The organism is Shewanella colwelliana, assembly GCF_001735525.1.
GTDB lineage: Bacteria > Pseudomonadota > Gammaproteobacteria > Enterobacterales > Shewanellaceae > Shewanella > Shewanella colwelliana.
In genome coordinates this window covers 256,395-274,990 of sequence record NZ_MCBT01000043.1, presented here as the reverse complement: position 1 = coordinate 274,990, position 18,596 = coordinate 256,395, and the positions used below count along the sequence as shown (strand labels likewise).

Below are 18,596 nucleotides of genomic sequence, written 5' to 3'. Positions count from 1 at the left end.
ATTTAGCTGATTAGAAAACTAAAAAGGCCGCAGAAGCGGCCTTTTTTATGTGATAAATCTTGATACTGATTAGTTTAAGATTTTAGCTAAGTCGATTTCTAGTGAAGTTTCCGGACGCTCAATAATACGGCCAACCTCTTCACCTTTTTGCATCACGATAAATGTTGGGATACGGGTGAATTCATATTGTGCGGCAAGCCCTTCAGGGTCTTGTTTCTTACGATCCACACCGATATAGGTCACCTTGATATTAGGATTGTTGACCTCTTCCATAATGCGAATAAAGCGCGGGGTTTCACGGTGGCAATCAGGGCACCAGGTACCGATGATCACGACAATCTCAGTAGGCTCTTTAATCCCTTTTAATGGGGTGATGGCTGCTGTATCGACTTGATACTCTTTATAGCCATGAGTGAACTCTTCAAGTTCAGTTACCAACGTTTGTGACGCGACTTGACCTGTTAAAATCACTTCCTGTTTCTCCTCACTACAAGTGGCGATGAAGCCTTCTTGTTTTTCGTCAAAAGCACAACCGCTATTGGCAAGTGCCTGCGTGCTAAAAAAAAGCGCGGTGGTGGCAAGCAACGCTTTGATGTTGTTGGTCATGATAGTACCTCAGAGCAATAGAAAATGACTAGAGCAGTAATCTGCTTTATTACTCACTCCATTCAACCATCTTAAGTTAATGGATAATAGAGGGGCTTTGAAGAGCTGTTAACTGGATCACTACCTAGGCAAGTAATCCCTTGGATTGATCACAGATGTCTGCAAGTTTGCAGCGTATATGGCGATATAGCTTACAAATTAACAGCAAATTAATAACTTCGCGATAGTACTCAAGCGCTTGTCGATAAAAAAAAGCACCTGAAAAGGTGCTTATTACTAACCATTATTCGGTTGGCTACTTAAGCTTTAACTAACTTGTCTATATTGGCTGGTCGATAATATACCGATTTTAGTACTTTACCTTGGCGTACCACTTTACCTGCCATCTCAACATCTTTGGCGCATTTGGCAATAATGAAATCACCTTTTTGGCTACCCACAATCTCAACGCCTTGCTTAGCATAATGAGCGATGGTTTCTTCTAGTTCTTGTTCGTTGCGGCACACTTTGCTCATATTGCTCGAGTGAACCTCATCCCAGCAGCTAACAAAGTCGATATCACGGTTTTTTGCCACATGTAATAGCAGGTCGATAACATAGCTGATTTCTATGCGGTCGTTGACTCCTGTAGCGCCTAGGTGAACTAGGCGCCCCATCAATACATAAACAGAGTCCACAATGGCATCGGCTTGCTCAACACGGCTATCGGCTTCAGCCAATTCAGTAAGCTCTTCGATAGCGAGTGATGTGTGCAGCGTATCAGCTTTTTCATCCAGCGTAGTTTCGTCTTCAATTGGCAGGTCAAAGGTGGAGCGGAACTGGTGAATGTCACGATATAAATGGTCGTAAAGTGGCTGGTCGAGTGCGGTGAGTTTCATCTATTGTGGCCTTGGCAGCTAAAATAATAATAACCCGCAATTCTAATTTACTGGCCACGTAATTGAAAGGCGCAGCCCGTTAACACCGCTATTCTTCTAGCTTTGATGAATTATTTGATTTAATTTTTGTTTAGCGATTATTAAAAATTGCTGCATAAGTAGTTAGATTAAATCGGATTGAGTGCATTTTTAGTCCGATTGCAATGAGGAGGTCGTCCGCTTAGTCGCTATGGTTGTAGTCGATACCTAGACGGGGTTGTTAATTTTGTGTAAAGATGTCCGGCCGCAATGTGCCTGCGAGCGGGCGAGGAGTGATTGAACGAAGATTCAACAACTCGACCAGCATAGGAATAATAAAAATTATAAAAAGGATGATCACATGACCTCTCATCAGCAGCCACCAAATAGTGATGGCGCAGACACTAAACCGAGCTCGGCAGCGACCCACAAAACCCCAACGCTATTAGATGCGCTGATCCCCATCATAGCCTTAGTCTGTATGTTGACGACGTCGGTGTACCTGTTTTCATCTGACAGCTCCTACGGCGCAAACCAAATTGCGCTCATCATGGCCGCCTGTATTGCATTAATGGTTGGGGTTAAAAACGGCTACAGCTGGAAGGAGATGGAGGCGGGTATTGTTAAGAGTGTATCACTCTCAACTGGTGCCTTGTTGATTCTATTTTCTGTGGGCTCATTAATCGGCACCTGGATATTAGCAGGTACTGTGCCGACGATGATTTTTTACGGCATGAAAATTTTAAACCCAGACTACTTCTATGCTGCAAGCTGTCTGCTTTGTGCGGTCGTGGCCTTGAGTATTGGTAGTTCTTGGACTGTCGCCGGGACATTAGGTATTGCCTTAATTGGTGTCGCCGCCGCGATGGGGCTGAGCACAGAGATCACAGCTGGAGCCATCATTAGTGGGGCTTATTTTGGTGACAAAATGTCTCCTATGTCTGACACCACTAACTTAGCTCCCGCTGTTGCGGGCAGTGAACTATTTGCTCATATACGCCATATGGTATGGACCACTACGCCGAGCATTATTATCGCCCTCATTGGCTTTTTAATTCTCGGGTTTAGTACCGAGTCCGGTGAAGGTGTGAGTAATTTGGCCACTACAATGGCGTTGATTGAACAGACCTATAATCCTGGGTTGCACCTGTTGTTGCCGCTATTGGTCGTACTGGTACTTGCCTACAAAAAGCTGCCCGCTTTTCCTACGGTAATTTTAGGCACATTAGCGGGGGCTATTTGTGCAGTATTATTTCAATTTGATGGTGTCATTAAGTTCGTCAATGATGACAGTTTGCCAACGCTCGTTGCCCTAATTAAAGGGGTGTGGGTGGCGATGTTTGATGGTTACACTGCCAACACGGGTGACGAAGTGCTCGACAGCCTACTGAGCCGAGGCGGCATGAGCAGTATGGTCAATACTGTATGGTTAATTTTATGCGCCATGGCATTTGGTGGTGTGATGGAGAAAACCGGATTACTCAAACGTCTGCTGCAAGGTGTGCTAAAGCTCGTCACGTCAAGTGGCAGCCTTATCATGACCACCTTGGTCAGTTGTATTGGTGCAAACTTGATCACTGGCGATCAGTTTATCGCGATTTTGTTACCTGGCCGAATGCTCAAAGTTGAGTATGAGAAACATGGGTTAGCACCTGTTAACCTCAGTCGCGCGCTTGAAGATTCGGCAACCATTACTAGCCCATTGGTACCATGGAATACCTGTGGCGCATATATGGCCAGTACACTGGGGGTAGCGACCATTGCTTACCTACCTTATGCCTTCTTCAATTTAGTGTGCCCATTGATCAGCGCGGCGTATGCGCGTTTTGATTTTAAGATTGAGCGCTTAGCACCAGCCCCTACCGAGGAAGCGTTGGCGTAAAACTTAAGCGGAGTGAGATTAGCGCAACTGTTGTAACGTCAGTTGCGTTTCAATTTCGCCAATCAGTTGCATCAAGCTTGCTTGCTGTTTTAGGGGAGCAAATATTGGATGTTGCTCAATCAGGGTGCTGGCCAGCCAACCCTGATTAATCGCTTGGATCAGATATCGATAAGCTTGCTCCTCTTTCCCCATCTTGCTGTAAATTAACGCCAGCGTGTAGCTATCACTCGGTCTATCTGAGCCCTTTGACAGGCGTTGTTGATAGAGCTGAATCAGCTGGCGGCTGTTGCTTAACTGGCTCTTGTTTAATTGAGAGGGATTCAAGCTGTTGTCGCTCGCGAGGTACTGCAATAACAGCCCTTGCTCCTGCATGTTGCTATCATCGCTCGCGATTAACTGTGCGGCGATAGAGAGGGTTTGCGATCTCTTATCAAGGTATAACGCGCTTTGAGCTAAACGCTCTAGAAACATCAGTTGCTCTGGATATTGGTTATTAAGGGCCTGATAGTATTGCCACGCTTGGGTAAATTCCCCCTGATGCAGATACCAGTGGCCAAGAGCCTCTTTGGCGAGGAGTGAATCGGGCTGAAGTAATAGGGCTCTATCTAAGGTATTTCTGGCTTGTGAGTATTGACCTAATGCCGTTAAGGTTTGTGCTTTATGTACCATACTAACGCTGTTTTTTGGGTTGGCTTTTAATGCTTTATTGGCCCAATTTATCGACTGTTTTAGCTGGCCAAGCTCACGATAAATAAAGCTAAGGTTTGACATGGCCTCACTGTAATTGGGCGTCTTTTGCAGTGCTTTTAGATTGGCGTTTACTGCTTTTGTAAGCCAACCGCGGTTGTAATAGGCTAAACCTAATGACTTATACCCTTGGGCGAGGTTTGGCGCTAATGCGATCGACTTATATGCCGCGTCAATAGCCAGCTGTTGCCAGTGGCTCGGGGCATTAAATTGAAATACCCCTTGGCTATAGGCGTCTGACAGCCCGGCATAGGCGCGCGCCATATTGGGGTCGCGTTCAATCGCGGCCAAAAATAGATCGATGGCAAGGCGATTATCCTCTTGTCGATATCGGTGATAATACTCAAGTCCTTTCTGATAAAGCTCATTATCTAAACTATTAGCCATCACATCGACTAAAGAATCTTGATTTGGCTGAGAGAGGTGGTGATTAGATGACACCAAGATGGCTATGCAGCTAAAAAGCAGTAGGCAGGTAAATAAAACCAGCGAAGTAAGCTTCCAATAGGTGGGGTAGTTTTCTCCTTGTCTTAAAGGCAAATGGCCATCGGTTGCCAGATTAAGTGCTACTGATGGGTTACTGCTATGCAATGGTGTGACGTCTACTGAGGGCAGAATTCGATAGCCGCGGCCTCGTATCGCTTCGATATAAGTCGGGGCACTAGCATTATCGTTGAGCGATTTTCTCAATAACTTGATACGCTGTTTTAAGGTTTCGTCGCCCACTACATTATTGGGCCACACTTTTTCAATAAGACTTTGCTGACTGACAATCGCGGGTGCCGCCTCACACAAGGTGCATAGTAGTTGGTAACTCAAGTGGGGCAGCAGTACCTCTTCTCCTTGAGTATTGATCACAGTGCCGAGTTGGGTGTTTAGGGTTAAGTTGGCAAACTGATATTGGTAATTGATGCTGTCATCCCTAAGCATTGTCACTTATCGCTATTGTTGTAATACCCAAAGGTATCCGTTGTGTCCATAGGGTTTCACTTTACTGCTCTTTCACCGTTTCGCAACAGCTTTCACCAAGCTTCACCAACTATTCCGTCAGCCTTCACTCAGTGTGTCGTCGGCAGGGGTACCGTTAAATAGTTAACGCATTATTGAAAAAGTCCGTCCGGCTAAAGAGGTGGCGCGCTGCCGGACGGGAGCAATAAAAAGGGTAATGGTCATCGCTAGCCTTGGCTAATGAGGACGGGTTTGCAGGGTATTGCTTAAATTTGTTATTAAAGATGCTGTGGTGTCGCGTATTTTTGAGTGAGTCCTTCTAGGTAGGCTTGGATCGCTATGTCGCCCCAATCTAAGTAGCCGCGAAGAAAGCCGACCAAGTTGCCCTCGCCGTCAAATACGTATGTGGCAGGTACCACATCGGCAGGTAGCATCTTCTCCACCTGTTGTTGTGGGTCGATAAGCGTTGGATAATTTGGCTGTTGATGACGCGCTAAAAATGCGGCGACTTTGTCATACTCTGCATCGATAGACAGCGGCAGCACCACCAGGTTTTTGTCTTGGTTGTCACGACGTATCTTATCCATCATAGGGATCTCTTTAATACAGGGCGCGCACCAAGTGGCCCACAAGTTAATGAGTACTAACTTTCCTCTGTAGTCACTAAGTTTTACTGTATCGCCTTGGAGGTTTTGAAAGGGGACCTCGGTGACTTTGCGGGCGTAACTCATCTCTACAAACCTAGACATGATCATTGGCTTGGCCAGGCTATCGCCTGTGGCGTAGACCTTCTCATTTGGCATTGAGGCGAAGCTTTGCGCACTTAAAAGTAACAGTGATAGGCCAAAGAGCCTTGCAAAAGGTTTAATCATGATGTGTATCCAATGAAAGCGGTTGTTGGGTTTGCGTGTTGCTGCGCCGGAGCCATAAAGCCCACGCAGCAATCAACGCGACTAAGAATAAAGGAAACAAGAATAGCACCATTGTGCCGGGCGCTAAGTTGGGCATATAACGTATCTTTTCACCGTAACGTTGCACCATAAAGTCGATGATCTGTGCTTCGCTGCGTCCCTGTTCAAGCTGAAGAAATATCTCAGCTTTTAGTTCGTTAGCGATGGGGGCTTGGGAGTCGAGTAAATTTTGATTGGTCGACATAGGGCAGCGTAACGTTTTAGCTATCGATAAGCCTATGGTTTTAATCTCTGTCTGGGTGTAATGCATGACAGAGGACTCTGCCGCCCAAATTGACGTTGAAATCAGTGTGGCGCTAAGCAAGAGCAGCGCAAGGCGTAATGTTATTATCTTCATGATTGGCCTCCCGTTGCACTGATAAATGAGTACGGCTGCCAATACTTGCCTGAGTGAACAACTAACCTGCGTTGCCATAACACCATCAATCCCGCAAACATCATGAGTAGTGCGCCAATCCAGATCCAGCTCACCATAGGTTTGTCGCTAATGCGAACCAGATACTCCTGTTCACTGAGCTGGGTTCCCATAGAGATATAGATATCGCCAAATAGGCTGCGATGGATCCCAGCTGCAGAGATCTCCATGGCGTTAGTGTTGAAAGTTTGGCGTTGAGGGTAAATGTAGGTGATCAGTCTATCTCGACTGTCTTTAACCGCTATTTTTGCCTGCAGTGCGCTATAGCTTGGATATTCAACCGTTTCGGTTGCTTCATAAATAAAGGTATAACCCGCTAAGGTTTTGCCTTGGCCTGGTCCCATTCGCAGCAGCTCCTCCTGTTCTAAATAGGAGACAGTCGTGGCGCCGAAAATGGATAGGGCAACGCCCATGTGGGCGATAAACATACCAACAAAGCGAGTCTGATCATGATGCGCTGACTTAGCGCGACGTTTTTGCCGCTCAGTGACACTTTTTATTAGGCATAGCGGCAGCCAAATGATGCAGAAAACCCCACTAATAAGGTACAAGTCTAGCTGTTGATAAAGTCCGATAGTGGTGACAATAGCCACAGCCAATACTCCTAAGGCGTAAATGGCCAACTTTTTTATCGCCTTGTGGGAACTGGTGTGCCAGCTAAGCAGCGGAGCTGCACCCATTAGTAATACAATAAGTAACAGTAGCGGAATAAAGATACTATTGAAGTAAGGGGCACCAACAGAGATGGTTGCGCCAGTAAGCACCTCATAAAGTAAGGGATAGCAGGTACCGAGTAAAATAGATAACGCTGTGGCTAATAGTAAGAAATTGCCCAGCTGCAATACGACGGTTTTACCCCCTAGCGTCACCTTGGCGGAACTTATTAATCCGGGTGCTCGATAAGCAAATAGCGCCAAACCACAACCGACAAATACCATCAACAGGATTAAAATCGACGTGCCACGGGTTGGGTCAGCCGCAAAGGCATGCACTGACTGGACCACCCCTGAGCGCACCAAAAATGTTCCTAAAAGGCAGAGTGCAAAGCCCAGCAGACAGATAAATAGGCTGGATGCATGAAAAGCGTTGCGTTTCTCGCTCAAAATTAACGCATGCACCATAGCGGTTGCAACGAGCCAGGGAATAAATGAGGCGTTCTCAACAGGATCCCAAAACCACCACCCGCCCCAGCCTAATTCGTTATACGCCCACCATGAGCCGAAGGCATTACCACCTGTCAGTGCGATCCAAGCGATAATCGCCCAGGGTCTTAACTGCTTGCAGTGTTGTTGTATTTTGTCTCGACTATCGAGCAAAGCAGCCATTGCTCCAGCAAAACAGACGCTTAGACCAACATAGCCGATGAATAGCGCTGGAGGATGCAGAATCAAACCAATGTCCTGCAATATAGGATTGAGGTCGCGCCCTTCAATAGGGATTTCTGGTAGCAAACGCGCAAAAGGGTTAGAGGTAAACAGCAAAAACAGTAAAAACCCCAATATCAGCATGGCGAGTATGGCGCAGAGGTATTGATGAAAATTGTCACTCTTGCAGGTGTTTAATGTGATGCAGCTATTCCAAATAGCGATAGCGACAATCCAAAACAACATTGAGCCTTCATGGCCACCCCACACTGCGGCGATTTTGTAGAGTGTCGCTAGTTGGGTGTTGGAGTTGTTGGCCACGTATGCGACAGAGAAATCATTACCAACAAATAACACACCAAGAGTAATTATCGCCGCCAATAATGCAGTGGTATTAAGGTGAACAAATAACGAAGTGTAACTTTTTAAATAACTGCTATTTTTTCTAACGGCAATAAAAGGTGTTATTGCAAGTAATAGAGATATTACGCTGGCAATAATAAGTAGTATTAATCCAATCTCTGCAGCCATGGTTTCATTACCTAATATTATGTCTACTTTAACACTCGAATATTATGATGACCTTTTCAGTCAAGTTAGCACCTGAGTATCTGTCTTGTTACGTGACAGTAAGCTATTGGTCAGCGCTATTCTGTGAGCGACATCAGGTAAAAAATATCGATAGTTTTCTTTGTCAATTTTTAAAAAGTAAAACCATTCCATTAGCTTTTTTTAGATCTAAAAAATGCCAATTTAATTATTAAAACTTAAACCTGTAAGTTTGTAAGTTCATGTAATTATTGGCGCTTTTAATTTTTACCTTTGTTGAGATCTAATCCCTTTAGTGGTGTGCGCTAGGTCATGTTTTTGCTTGGTTTTATATGGAGAATACTGAACTTGCTCAGTTGTATCAGTCGTTCGGTTAACGATTAGGTTTACTAAATCCAATAGGTGGCTGCGTAATGGATGAGCAGTTATTCATTGGTCAATAAATATAAAACCAAAATAATATTTAGGAGTGAATGATGAGACGATGGAAACACAAGGTAGCTCTAAGCGTGCTATTTTGTTTCGGTGCCATTGCTAATGTTAACGCTGCTGGTGGTAAATATAACAGCGTACCAGAAATGGGCAAAACCGCTAAAGAAGCGATAGCCAACTACCAAGGAACAGAAAAAGTTAGTGGTGTAAAAACACTGCAAGATTATATTGTTCAAGAGGCTGAGTTATTCGATTTCTTATTCGAAAACCATCCAATGTTTAAGTATCAAGAAGCGGGAAACTTAGTGGGTGATTACCACATCAGTGACCGTGGTGAAGAGTATTTAGATACTGGCCATAGCCCCGAGTACAGTAAAAATGCTGGCGCTCCAAGAGCGGTTCAGTATCGTTTAGGTGCTAAATCTATTCTTGATTACCCCAATAATTTTGTTGGACCAGAAAAGTGTGCTGAGTGTCATGCGACGCAATATGAGAAGTGGAAACGCTCACGTCATGCAAAAACGATTCGCTTCCCTGGCGAACATCCAGAGGTCGATAACGACCTAGAAAAAACCATGTATAGCACTGAAGGTACCTCTATTTTACCAGATGGTATTACCCCTGATGCTATCTATGCAACGGTGGGGACACCCCGTACCAAGTATGGCTTTATCGATGCGTGGTTAGTGCGCGGCAGCTACCACATTGAAGGTGGTTTGCTCAAAGATGGCACTGGTAAAATGGTCGCAGGTGCAAACCAGTTCTCCCGTGGTTGGGCCGAATGGTTAACCCCTGAAGTATCGAAAAAAATTAATGCCGTTATTCCTGAGTTTCCACTGACGTTAGAAGACTTTGGCGCGTCTGGTTCTCACCAACGCGGAATGAGTTCTTATGGTGCTAAGTATCGTAAAGAGATGTTGTTCCAACCTGCCAGCTCTTACTGTGAAGTGTGCCATACATTCAAGTTTGATTTTAAGAACAAGCAAGAGTTTTTTGATGCGCTAGGTGATCCCAAGAAACTGCAAGAGCACACCATCAGCCGTGGTATCGCGTGTGAAGAGTGTCATGGCGCTGGTGGCCATTTAGATGGCGGTACAGGTGGCATGCAGTCAAATTGCGAACGTTGTCACCAACGTTTCCAATACGATCCTGTTATGGCTGAAACCGATGCAGCGAAAGAGAAACCTGAGCTTGCCTTTGGTGTGAAGATGAAGTCGTTATGCCCATCTTGTGGTACCGAGGGCTCGCAAATGTATGGCTCTGCGCACTATGAAAAAGGGATGCGTTGTACCACTTGTCATGATCCTCATGAGGTGACTGATGGTTCATGGATGACAGAGTTTACTAAGCCAAAGCTGAAGAAACAGTGTACTGACTGTCATGAAGCGCAAACCTTGATTGCGAGTAATACCGATACTCATAGCAACCAAACTTGCCAAAGCTGTCACATGCCTAACATGGGTAGCTGTGAAAACTTCAAGGCGATGCAGTTCCCTGATCAAGCCGGTTTCGACGCTGTGCGTAAGTCGCACATGTGGAAAATTGATGTTGATCCGACCCGTAAAACCCTTAACCCACCAGAAGGTGAGCCGCGTACACAAGGGCCTAAGGCGGGTAAAGGTTGGACGGTTGCTAAGAACGAAGAGGGTCGCACTTACCTTGATTTAATGTGGTCTTGTGCCCGTACCGCCATCTCGGATCACGATGTGGTTGACAATAAAGGTTGTCATAGCCAGTTCCAATCCGAGCTAGAAACCGGTCTTCACTACAAGGATCAGATGGAGATCTACGGTGAAGTGATGAAGTGGCAAAAGCCGATCAAACAGGTGTTTACTGAAGTTGAGCAAGCACTAGAGCGTATCGACCAGCTATTGGAAGTCACTAAGCTATCTACTGAAGACAAGACTCAAGTACTGATGCTTGCCGAGAAGGCACAGGAAACGGTGGATCTGATCAAGGCTGATGGTTCTTGGGGGGTTCATGGCTTCCGTTACAGCCAGAAACGTCTTGATGCCGCACTGACTTATGTCACGCAGGCGCAAAAAATCTTAGATGGTAGCGGCTATACAGCTAAAGCGAACTAAGTGGCGTAACCAATCTACCTCGGCACTTTTGTGTAACGAATAAAGGTGTCGGGGTATTCAGGAGAAATCCAATGAAACAACTTGCTGCAATAACCTTGGCTGGCATGTTGGGCATCACTAGCTTCACTTGCCAAGCTGGTGGCGGCTCTGAAATGGCACCTGCCCACCAGTATGAGCATACGCTACAAACCATCAGCCTAACCCAAGGCGAGGCGTTGTTAGCGCAGCCCGGAGTGCTTTTTTTTGATGTGAATACCCTAGAACTATGGGCGGAGGGCTTTATACCCGGTGCAATTTTTTTCAACGTCAGTAACTGGAAAGAGCTACTTCCCGAGGCCAAAGACACCGTCATGGTGTTCTATTGTGCTAATCGGCTTTGTAATGCCAGTGAAATTGCCGCCCATGAGGTGATGAAACTGGGATACACCAATGTCATGCAGATGCACGACGGTATCTATGGTTGGCGATTATCGGGCCGACCCACAGAAAAACCATAATAACAATATTGAGTGATTTATCTGTCATTTGAGCAATTAAATTTAGAGAGAAACTTTATGAAAATGTTCGCTAAAACAGCATTGTCGACAACAACTTTCGCGGTGTTATGTGGCCTATCTTTTGTGGTATCAGCCAGTGAAACACGTCAACAAGTGGATGATGCATCCTATGCCTTGGGCGCATCTGTGGGTCACTACATTTCTGGAAAAATTTACAGCCAGGTTGAGCTAGGCGCCGAGGTCAACGTGGATATTGTGGTTGAGGGCGTTATCGATGCACTAAAAGGCAAAGGCAAGATGTCTGACGAAGAGATTTTAACTCACCTGAATGCACGTGTAGAGCTGCTTAATGCAGCCAAAGATGCGCGAATTGAGGCGATCTCGGTTAAGAACCTAGCTGAAGGTGCTGCTTACTTGGCAAACAATAAAACCAATTCGGCGGTAACGGTAACCAGCACGGGATTGCAATATGAGGTGCTTGAGCTGGGAGAAGGGGTCAAGCCGCTTGAATCCAACGTGGTTACGGTTCATTACAAAGGTCAACTCGTCGACGGCACTGTGTTTGATGACTCTTATGAGCGAAATGAACCTAACCGTTTCGCCCTTATGTCGGTGATTGACGGTTGGAAAGAGGGGATCGCACTGATGCCTGAAGGGTCAAAGTTTCGCTTAACTATCCCTGCTGAACTGGCTTACGGCAAAGAGCAGGTTGGCATTATTCCGCCAAGTTCCACCCTTATTTTTGATGTAGAGCTGCTTAAAGTTGAAGAGCCTGGCGCTAATTCTCATGGTATGGGACTGAGCGGTATGGGGATGGGCGGCATGATGGGAATGGGTCACTAAGTTTGGTCACCAGCAGTAGAGTATTGTTATGAATAGTCTTGTCATTGCCATAGTCGTCATCCTATTGAGTTTCATCGCTCCTTTATGGTTACTTCATCTCCGTGCCGTAAACCCCAATGACACTAGTGTTGCAACACCATCACTGACCCCTGCTAAGTTGATGTGGTTAATACCAACGATGATAACGCTTACTCTGCTGCTGGTAACCCTTACTGTTTATGTTCAAATTGGTCGTTTCGCCGATTGGGATAAAGGTTATGTCGATGAAAACATCGACTACCTTATCGCCGCCGATATTAACAAAAATGCCAAGGCAGTCAGCGAAACACCCCATGACAAGATAGCGCTGCTTAAGCTTGCGCATGCCTACGCCGAAGGGGGCTTATATGCCCAATCGGTTGAAACCTTAGATAAATTATTGGCGATAGAGTCCGACGCTGAAGTGCTTGGCATGAAGGCTAATGCACTCTATTACCGTGATGGTCGAGACATGAGCTTAGAGGTGTCAATCATCCTATCTCAAGCCCTTGCGATCGACCCAAATGAAATTCAATCTCTGTTGTTAATGGCGACCCATGCTTATCTGAATAAGGAATTTCAGCAAGCAATCGCTTATTGGCAGCAGTTGTTGGATAGCAACAACCCAAACGTAAACCGAGCATCAATAAACCGTGCGATTTTAAAAGCTGAGCAGAGCCAAGCTAACCGTACCGTGACTGCATCTGAGTAAAAGAGTCACCAAAAATCGAAAAGCTTAAATAGGTCAGCCCTGTGCTGACAGATGGAGGATGCTGTGAGTGAAAATATAGAGAGACGGAGGTTCCTTAAATGTTTGGGAGCCGGCTCTTTGATACTAGCGCCCTTAGGGTGCACTTCGGTCAAAGAGGAGACCACCGATAGCAATAAACCGCGCTATGGGATGGTGTTTGATCAAAATAAATGTGTGGGTTGTGGTGAATGTAAAGAGGCCTGTAATAAGGCCAATAACCTACCCGAAGGTAAGTCTCGTATGCTACTTGAGCAGCAATCGGGTGGCGTTGAGGGGCAGGTTTGTCCGCATTGTGGCAAGAGCAGTTGTGATTGTCAGCGTAAGTATGTGCGTGTTTCTTGTCAGCAGTGTCAGAACGCACCATGTGTCACGGTTTGTCCAACGGGGGCGGCTCACCGCGACCCAGAGACAGGTATTGTGACCATGGATGCTAGCAAGTGCGCAGGGTGTAAATACTGCATAGCAGCTTGTCCTTATGATGCACGCTATATCAATAAGGAAACAGACGTTGCCGACAATTGCGACTTTTGCCTGCACAGTAAATTGGCAAAAGGCGAACTACCAGCCTGTGTCCAGCAGTGTCGTTATGATGCGCTGATCTTTGGTGATCTGAATGATCCCAATTCCTACGTGAGCCGTCTGCTGGCGGTTAAAGACGCCGTTCGCATAAAGGCTCATTTCGGCACCGAGCCAAGTTTACGCTACATTCCTGTAGTGAAGTTGGGGGTATAAGAGATGGATGGAACACTTGAATTCTCCATGGGCCTGTCGGATGGCATCGCATGGCCTTGGCCGATTGCCGTTTATCTATTTTTTGCTGGGATCTCTGGTGGCGCGTTGTCGGTGGCACTGTTTATCCGTTTTTACAAAAAACAGACGGTTAATACGCCATTTCTTAAAGCTTCGGCATTGGTCTCATTTATCACTATTGCACTAGGGATGTTGTGCTTGGTGCTGGATTTAACCAACCCGCTATTTTTCTGGCGAATATTGGTTTACTACAACCTTAACTCAGTGATGTCGGTTGGGGTAATAGCACTGTCGGCTTACATTCCTCTGGTGGCGTTAATTGCACTATTTGCATTGGAAGATGAGATTAAGCGAATACCTCTGTTACATCCACTGCTGCCGATTATCGACAAGCTGCGTGGTGTCCGTCGTCCAAGCGAGATGTTAGTGCTGGTATTGGCGCTGTCGGTGTGTGCCTATACCGGCTTTCTCATCTCTGCATTGATCCGCTTTCCGATCATCAATACATCGGTATTGCCAGCTTTGTTTGTGGCATCAGGATTGTCGGCGGGGGCTGCGGCAGCCAAGATGCTTGCAGTTGGCATGTTTAAGGAAGATCTACACAGCCAAGATATGAAGATCTTACATGGTGCAGAGTGGCCAATTATGCTCGCTGAGGCGCTATTCCTGTTCATGATCATTATGTCATTGATGACAGGTAATGCGGGGGCGCAAAGCGCCTTTGAAGCCTTTCATTCTGGCACTTGGTCTATGGTGTTTTGGCTGGGCGTTGTTGGTCTGGGTTTTGGTGGGCCACTGCTGCTCAACTTCGCTACGGGTAAACAATTTAGCCATTCGGCAAAGGCATTTTACTTGTCAGGTCTTTGTGCCGTGAGCGGCATGATGTGTTTGCGTATGTTTATCCTCTATGCAGGGCAAAACTTCGCGATTTAATCACTCTTATCCCCTCTCTTTAATATGTGATTGAGAGGGGATACTGCGACATTTGGAGCTTTAATGAGAACCTTAGTTTTAATACTTTCTGTTGTATTTTTGATGTCAGGCTGCGGTGCAGCAGAGCCTGAGGTGAATGAGATTCAAGCCGTTACCATTGGCGATCATGATCGCTGCCATATGTGTGGCATGATGGTCAAAAAATATCCCGGACCTAAGGGGGTTATTGCGCTCAACAGCAATAGCATTAGCCCAAGTTTTTGTTCAACTCGCGACATGTTTATGTTTGCGCTTCAGCCAGAAAACCAGCGTCAGGTGAAACACCTCTATGTTCATGACATGGGTAAGACAGATTGGGAACACCCTGAAGATGTGCACTTTATCGATGCCACCAAAGCTTGGTATGTCTATGGTACCAGCCGTAAAGCGGTAATGGGCAGTGCTGTGGCCCCCTTCTCAACCCGCAGTGACGCTGAGGCTTTTGCCAAGGAGTTTGGTGGGGCGGTACTCGACTATGATCAAATCACTTTGCCGCTGTTGTCTGGCGAGTAAAGTGCGATGAAGCCGATGTCATGGTCAAGCAGCTTACCTCTTTTGGTGGTGTTATTACTGCTTTGCTGGCCAGGCTTGCAGGCCTATGGCGACGACCAAACCTTAAGTCAGGATGTTAGTCGTGGCAGTCTCAATTCAATCGGCAACGACTTTCATGGCACTTACCATAGTGTGAGCAGTGCTAGTGAGTTGACTTTGCAGTTGGCTCAGGCAGAAGCTGGTAGCACCATTGAGCTACAAGCCGGGCTCTACTCTGGGCATTTTGTTATAGATAAACGGCTGCATTTAGCTGCGCAACCTGGCGCAGTGATCGATGCACAAGGGCAGGGTACAGCCGTTAAGATTATGGCTGCGGGTGTCGTGGTGAGTGGTTTAACTGTGCGTAATTGGGGCCCAGACCTGTATCAGAAAGACGCGGCGTTTCTCTTAAGTGAGGCCAGCGACAGCGTGCGCTTACTCAATAATCACTTAACGGGACCTGGTTTTGGTATCTATGCCTATCAGCTAAAAGATCTGCTGGTGCGGGATAATTATATCCGTGGCGATGCGCGGCTCAGTAAGCTTGATAGGGGGGATGGTATCCATCTATTGCGAGTCGATAAGCCGCTGATCAGCGATAACCAGATTCATCATGTGCGTGATGGGGTTTATTTAGAGTCGGGCAGCGGCAGCCAAGTCTACGGCAATACCTTTACCGAGCAGCAATATGGTATTCACTACATGTATACCCAAGACGATGAGGCGATGGATAATCGTGCTTCTCACCTTGACGGGGGGTACGCGCTGATGAATGCCGAGGCAATAAACTTAGGGTATAACCGAGTATCACAAGCGCGTGAGTTTGGAGTGCTGCTCAACATGACCAACAATGCACGAATTCATGGTAATCAAATTGAGTTGGTCAGTGCGCCCGATGCACCACTTGGCGATCTCTTTGCCCAAGGTAAGGGGCTTTTCATCTATGGGGCTCGCGATAATCAAATCTATGGCAACTACATTGCCGCTAATGACATAGGTATCGCGATGGCGTTGGGTGGTGAAGGTAATCAGGTTTATCAAAACCAATTTATCGATAACAGCACTCAAGTGCGTTATGTCGGTGAGCAGCAGGTAGAGTGGAGCCTGCATCAGCATGGTAATTTCTGGAGTGACTATCGCGGCTGGGATCTTAATGGTGATGCAGTCGGAGACAGTATTCACCTTCCTAATGACCGCTTAGACCGATTATTTTGGCTCTATCCCGAGGCGAGTTTCTTAATGGAAAGCCCGGTGGTGAAGTTACTTAAGTGGGTGGATAGTCGCTTACAACTCAATAATTTAACAGGGGTGATGGACAGTTATCCGTTGATGAATCGTCAATCATTTTTGGAGGCTTCACAATGAGCGAACTAGAGCTGGCGGTGCGACTAGCTGGGGTGAGCCATCATTTTGCCGAGCAGCGAGTGTTACATGATGTAGAGCTGGTATTAGCACGAGGCACAACACTCGCCTTGCTAGGCCATAATGGAGCGGGTAAGTCGACCCTGATGAAGATGATCTTGGGCTTGATCTCTCCAGCGCAAGGCCAGGTTGAGGTGCTTGGGCAAAGGTTACAGTGCGGTGAACGACCCACCTCAATTGGCTACTTGCCAGAAAATATTAATTTTTACGATAAGCTCACTGGTCATGAAGTGCTCAGTTATTTTGCGGCACTCAAAGGCGAGCGTTCAACACGAGTGAGCCAATTGATTGAGGAGTTCGGCCTAGGTTATGCGCAGCATAAGCCCGTAAAAAGTTACTCGAAAGGGATGAAGCAGCGATTGGGTTTTGCCCAAGCCATTATTGCCCAACCCAAACTGCTACTGCTCGACGAGCCGACCGTTGGTTTAGACCCGCAGGCATCGCAGTTTCTCTATAGCAAGGTAAATCAATTACGGGATCAAGGATGTGCGGTCATTATCTGCACCCACGAGCTGAATCTAGTGGAGCCCCATTTGGATGTTGCCATGATGCTAGGTCGTGGCAGGTGCTTAGCCTTTGGCTCACTCGCGCAGTTGCTAGCGCAGAGCGAGCTAGGTGTTCAGATAACATTTAACGCCATAGAGAGCGTGGTGTCCAAGCATGCTCCTTTAGCTGAGTTTTATCATCAAGGCGATTTACGCTGCTCTATCAGCCAGCGAGCATGGCTCATTCAATACCTTACTCGCGAATGTGGAATTTTTGACTTTGATATAAAAAATCCATGTTTGGCAGACATTTATAACGAAAAAATGACACAGATGCAGTCTTGTAATGAACAAGGCCTCAGTTTCACATCATCGATCTCATATTCATCCAATTGGAGTCTGAACAATGTTACCCCGTGAGCTTACAGTATGGCGTGGCCCTGTAATGATTATTGCCGCTAAAGAGATCAAAGACAGTTTACGTAATCGCTGGGTTACGGTTATCTTTGCCATTTTTATGTTATTAGCGCTCAGTGTCACCTTTGCAGGGAGCGCAGTATCAGGCACGTTATCGTTTCCTGCGCTAGCCAGTGTGATCACTAGCTTGTCGACAGTATCTGTATTCATTATTCCCCTTGCGGCAATTTTACTTAGCTATGATGCGTTTGTCGGGGAGGAGGAAGCGGGCACCATGCTACTGTTGCTGAGTTACCCATTGACTAAGCGACAGATTTTCATGGGTAAATTTGTTGCCCATAGTGCAATCATGGTCACTGCTATTACCATCAGTTTCGGTCTTAGCGCCGCTATTTTATTAGGCTTTGGTGATGGCTATCTTTGGGGGAAGACCTTGAGTGCGTTCGGACAATTTATTTTAAGCAGTAGCTTGCTTGCCGTCACTTTTATTCTTATCAGTTATCTGGTTAGCGTAAGGTCGAGTGAGAAGGCTAAAGCGGTGGGCAGCCTGTTGTCGATCTGGTTTAGTTTAGTGTTAATTTATGACCTGATTTTGCTGGCGCTGCTTGTTGCCGATCTGGGGAGCACGGCGCAAGTAATCGTTAATGCCATGATGTTGCTTAACCCTACCGATATTTACCGTGCCATTAACCTTTTTTCAACGGGCACACAGTTTGGCGGTGTGGCCTTGCTGACTAAATCGAGTTTGAGCAGTGGTCTGCTATATATGTTGTTATCGATTTGGGTCGTGTTGCTGGCATGGTTATCCCAACGTGCCTTTGCACGTAAAGCGATTTAGTCAGTCCATCCCGCAGGCAGATCTTTTGTGTAACAAATCTGCGCTATGCCTCACACTCTCTGACTTTTCTCTGTTTGATGAGGAGCAAATTGAGTAAGTTATCACAGTAAGTTGTGCAGGTAATAACTAAAATCTTCAATGATAATAACAAGATATTTCTAATGTATGCATATAGAAA

At 46.3% G+C, this 18,596-nt stretch carries 17 protein-coding genes; 11 read left to right on the top strand and 6 right to left on the bottom strand.

What is annotated here, in order from left to right:
- Nucleotides 1-69 precede the first annotated feature (69 nt).
- Together BEL05_RS14315 and BEL05_RS14310 are read right to left on the bottom strand one after the other, a co-directional pair.
- Nucleotides 70-606 (bottom strand): thioredoxin family protein, encoded by a 537-nt coding sequence (locus tag BEL05_RS14315; RefSeq protein ID WP_028762489.1) that lies wholly within the window; start codon nucleotides 604-606, stop codon nucleotides 70-72.
- Between the two features lie 299 nt (nucleotides 607-905).
- Nucleotides 906-1,484 (bottom strand): nucleoside triphosphate pyrophosphohydrolase family protein, encoded by a 579-nt coding sequence (locus tag BEL05_RS14310; protein ID WP_028762490.1) that lies wholly within the window; start codon nucleotides 1,482-1,484, stop codon nucleotides 906-908.
- A 379-nt stretch (nucleotides 1,485-1,863) separates the two neighbouring features.
- Between BEL05_RS14310 and nhaC the strand changes: the two genes are divergently transcribed.
- Nucleotides 1,864-3,384 carry a Na+/H+ antiporter NhaC gene (nhaC, locus tag BEL05_RS14305; protein WP_069671558.1) on the top strand — a complete coding sequence of 507 codons (1,521 nt, stop codon included), beginning with the start codon at nucleotides 1,864-1,866 and terminating at the stop codon, nucleotides 3,382-3,384.
- Between the two features lie 18 nt (nucleotides 3,385-3,402).
- Here nhaC and BEL05_RS14300 read toward each other — a convergent pair whose 3' ends face one another.
- The 4 genes from BEL05_RS14300 to BEL05_RS14285 all read right to left on the bottom strand — a co-directional run bounded on the left by BEL05_RS14300 (nucleotide 3,403) and on the right by BEL05_RS14285 (nucleotide 8,360).
- Nucleotides 3,403-5,061: a winged helix-turn-helix domain-containing protein gene (locus tag BEL05_RS14300; RefSeq protein ID WP_083250359.1), complete on the bottom strand. Its 1,659-nt coding sequence runs from the start codon at nucleotides 5,059-5,061 to the stop codon at nucleotides 3,403-3,405.
- Nucleotides 5,062-5,357: 296 nt separating this feature from the next.
- Nucleotides 5,358-5,951 carry a TlpA family protein disulfide reductase gene (locus tag BEL05_RS14295; protein WP_028762493.1) on the bottom strand — a complete coding sequence of 198 codons (594 nt, stop codon included), beginning with the start codon at nucleotides 5,949-5,951 and terminating at the stop codon, nucleotides 5,358-5,360.
- Nucleotides 5,944-6,387, bottom strand: a complete 444-nt coding sequence (locus BEL05_RS14290) for a cytochrome c-type biogenesis protein (RefSeq protein ID WP_069671557.1) — start codon at nucleotides 6,385-6,387, stop codon at nucleotides 5,944-5,946. Before BEL05_RS14290 ends, BEL05_RS14295 begins: the two co-directional genes overlap by 8 nt.
- A complete protein-coding gene (locus BEL05_RS14285; RefSeq protein ID WP_069671556.1) occupies nucleotides 6,384-8,360 on the bottom strand; it encodes a heme lyase CcmF/NrfE family subunit in 1,977 nt (658 codons plus the stop codon). The genes BEL05_RS14290 and BEL05_RS14285 overlap by 4 nt, the downstream gene beginning before the upstream one ends.
- A 494-nt stretch (nucleotides 8,361-8,854) precedes the next feature.
- Here BEL05_RS14285 and BEL05_RS14280 point away from each other — a divergent pair, with 494 nt between their 5' ends.
- The 10 genes from BEL05_RS14280 (at nucleotide 8,855) to BEL05_RS14235 (ending at nucleotide 18,418) form a co-directional block, all read left to right on the top strand.
- On the top strand, nucleotides 8,855-10,894 hold the full coding sequence (locus BEL05_RS14280) for a cytochrome c3 family protein (RefSeq protein ID WP_028762496.1): 2,040 nt from the start codon (nucleotides 8,855-8,857) through the stop codon (nucleotides 10,892-10,894).
- Between the two features lie 71 nt (nucleotides 10,895-10,965).
- Nucleotides 10,966-11,391: a rhodanese-like domain-containing protein gene (locus BEL05_RS14275; RefSeq protein WP_069671555.1), complete on the top strand. Its 426-nt coding sequence runs from the start codon at nucleotides 10,966-10,968 to the stop codon at nucleotides 11,389-11,391.
- Between the two features lie 57 nt (nucleotides 11,392-11,448).
- Complete coding sequence (locus tag BEL05_RS14270; protein ID WP_028762498.1) at nucleotides 11,449-12,234, top strand: FKBP-type peptidyl-prolyl cis-trans isomerase; 786 nt, start codon at nucleotides 11,449-11,451, stop codon at nucleotides 12,232-12,234.
- Nucleotides 12,235-12,262: 28 nt separating this feature from the next.
- Nucleotides 12,263-12,964 carry a tetratricopeptide repeat protein gene (locus tag BEL05_RS14265; RefSeq protein WP_028762499.1) on the top strand — a complete coding sequence of 234 codons (702 nt, stop codon included), beginning with the start codon at nucleotides 12,263-12,265 and terminating at the stop codon, nucleotides 12,962-12,964.
- 63 nt (nucleotides 12,965-13,027) lie between these two features.
- Complete coding sequence (locus tag BEL05_RS14260; protein WP_028762500.1) at nucleotides 13,028-13,735, top strand: 4Fe-4S dicluster domain-containing protein; 708 nt, start codon at nucleotides 13,028-13,030, stop codon at nucleotides 13,733-13,735.
- Nucleotides 13,736-13,738: 3 nt separating this feature from the next.
- Nucleotides 13,739-14,686: an NrfD/PsrC family molybdoenzyme membrane anchor subunit gene (gene nrfD / locus BEL05_RS14255; RefSeq protein ID WP_028762501.1), complete on the top strand. Its 948-nt coding sequence runs from the start codon at nucleotides 13,739-13,741 to the stop codon at nucleotides 14,684-14,686.
- Between the two features lie 63 nt (nucleotides 14,687-14,749).
- Nucleotides 14,750-15,238, top strand: a complete 489-nt coding sequence (locus BEL05_RS14250) for a nitrous oxide reductase accessory protein NosL (RefSeq protein ID WP_028762502.1) — start codon at nucleotides 14,750-14,752, stop codon at nucleotides 15,236-15,238.
- A gap of 6 nt (nucleotides 15,239-15,244) precedes the next feature.
- Nucleotides 15,245-16,621, top strand: coding sequence for a nitrous oxide reductase family maturation protein NosD (nosD, locus tag BEL05_RS14245; protein WP_083250357.1), 1,377 nt, complete (start codon nucleotides 15,245-15,247; stop codon nucleotides 16,619-16,621).
- On the top strand, nucleotides 16,618-17,583 hold the full coding sequence (locus BEL05_RS14240) for an ABC transporter ATP-binding protein (protein WP_069671554.1): 966 nt from the start codon (nucleotides 16,618-16,620) through the stop codon (nucleotides 17,581-17,583). The genes nosD and BEL05_RS14240 overlap by 4 nt, the downstream gene beginning before the upstream one ends.
- Complete coding sequence (locus BEL05_RS14235; RefSeq protein WP_069671553.1) at nucleotides 17,570-18,418, top strand: ABC transporter permease; 849 nt, start codon at nucleotides 17,570-17,572, stop codon at nucleotides 18,416-18,418. The genes BEL05_RS14240 and BEL05_RS14235 overlap by 14 nt, the downstream gene beginning before the upstream one ends.
- Nucleotides 18,419-18,596: the final 178 nt, after the last annotated feature.

Bases quoted from the DNA above. Each gene is read 5' to 3' on its own strand.
- BEL05_RS14315 (WP_028762489.1), bottom strand. From the start codon at position 606: ATGACCAACAACATCAAAGCGTTGCTTGCCACCACCGCGCTTTTTTTT.
- BEL05_RS14310 (WP_028762490.1), bottom strand. From the start codon at position 1,484: ATGAAACTCACCGCACTCGACCAGCCACTTTACGACCATTTATATCGT.
- nhaC (WP_069671558.1), top strand. From the start codon at position 1,864: ATGACCTCTCATCAGCAGCCACCAAATAGTGATGGCGCAGACACTAAA.
- BEL05_RS14300 (WP_083250359.1), bottom strand. From the start codon at position 5,061: ATGCTTAGGGATGACAGCATCAATTACCAATATCAGTTTGCCAACTTA.
- BEL05_RS14295 (WP_028762493.1), bottom strand. From the start codon at position 5,951: ATGATTAAACCTTTTGCAAGGCTCTTTGGCCTATCACTGTTACTTTTA.
- BEL05_RS14290 (WP_069671557.1), bottom strand. From the start codon at position 6,387: ATGAAGATAATAACATTACGCCTTGCGCTGCTCTTGCTTAGCGCCACA.
- BEL05_RS14285 (WP_069671556.1), bottom strand. From the start codon at position 8,360: ATGGCTGCAGAGATTGGATTAATACTACTTATTATTGCCAGCGTAATA.
- BEL05_RS14280 (WP_028762496.1), top strand. From the start codon at position 8,855: ATGAGACGATGGAAACACAAGGTAGCTCTAAGCGTGCTATTTTGTTTC.
- BEL05_RS14275 (WP_069671555.1), top strand. From the start codon at position 10,966: ATGAAACAACTTGCTGCAATAACCTTGGCTGGCATGTTGGGCATCACT.
- BEL05_RS14270 (WP_028762498.1), top strand. From the start codon at position 11,449: ATGAAAATGTTCGCTAAAACAGCATTGTCGACAACAACTTTCGCGGTG.
- BEL05_RS14265 (WP_028762499.1), top strand. From the start codon at position 12,263: ATGAATAGTCTTGTCATTGCCATAGTCGTCATCCTATTGAGTTTCATC.
- nrfD (WP_028762501.1), top strand. From the start codon at position 13,739: ATGGATGGAACACTTGAATTCTCCATGGGCCTGTCGGATGGCATCGCA.
- BEL05_RS14250 (WP_028762502.1), top strand. From the start codon at position 14,750: ATGAGAACCTTAGTTTTAATACTTTCTGTTGTATTTTTGATGTCAGGC.
- nosD (WP_083250357.1), top strand. From the start codon at position 15,245: ATGAAGCCGATGTCATGGTCAAGCAGCTTACCTCTTTTGGTGGTGTTA.
- BEL05_RS14240 (WP_069671554.1), top strand. From the start codon at position 16,618: ATGAGCGAACTAGAGCTGGCGGTGCGACTAGCTGGGGTGAGCCATCAT.
- BEL05_RS14235 (WP_069671553.1), top strand. From the start codon at position 17,570: ATGTTACCCCGTGAGCTTACAGTATGGCGTGGCCCTGTAATGATTATT.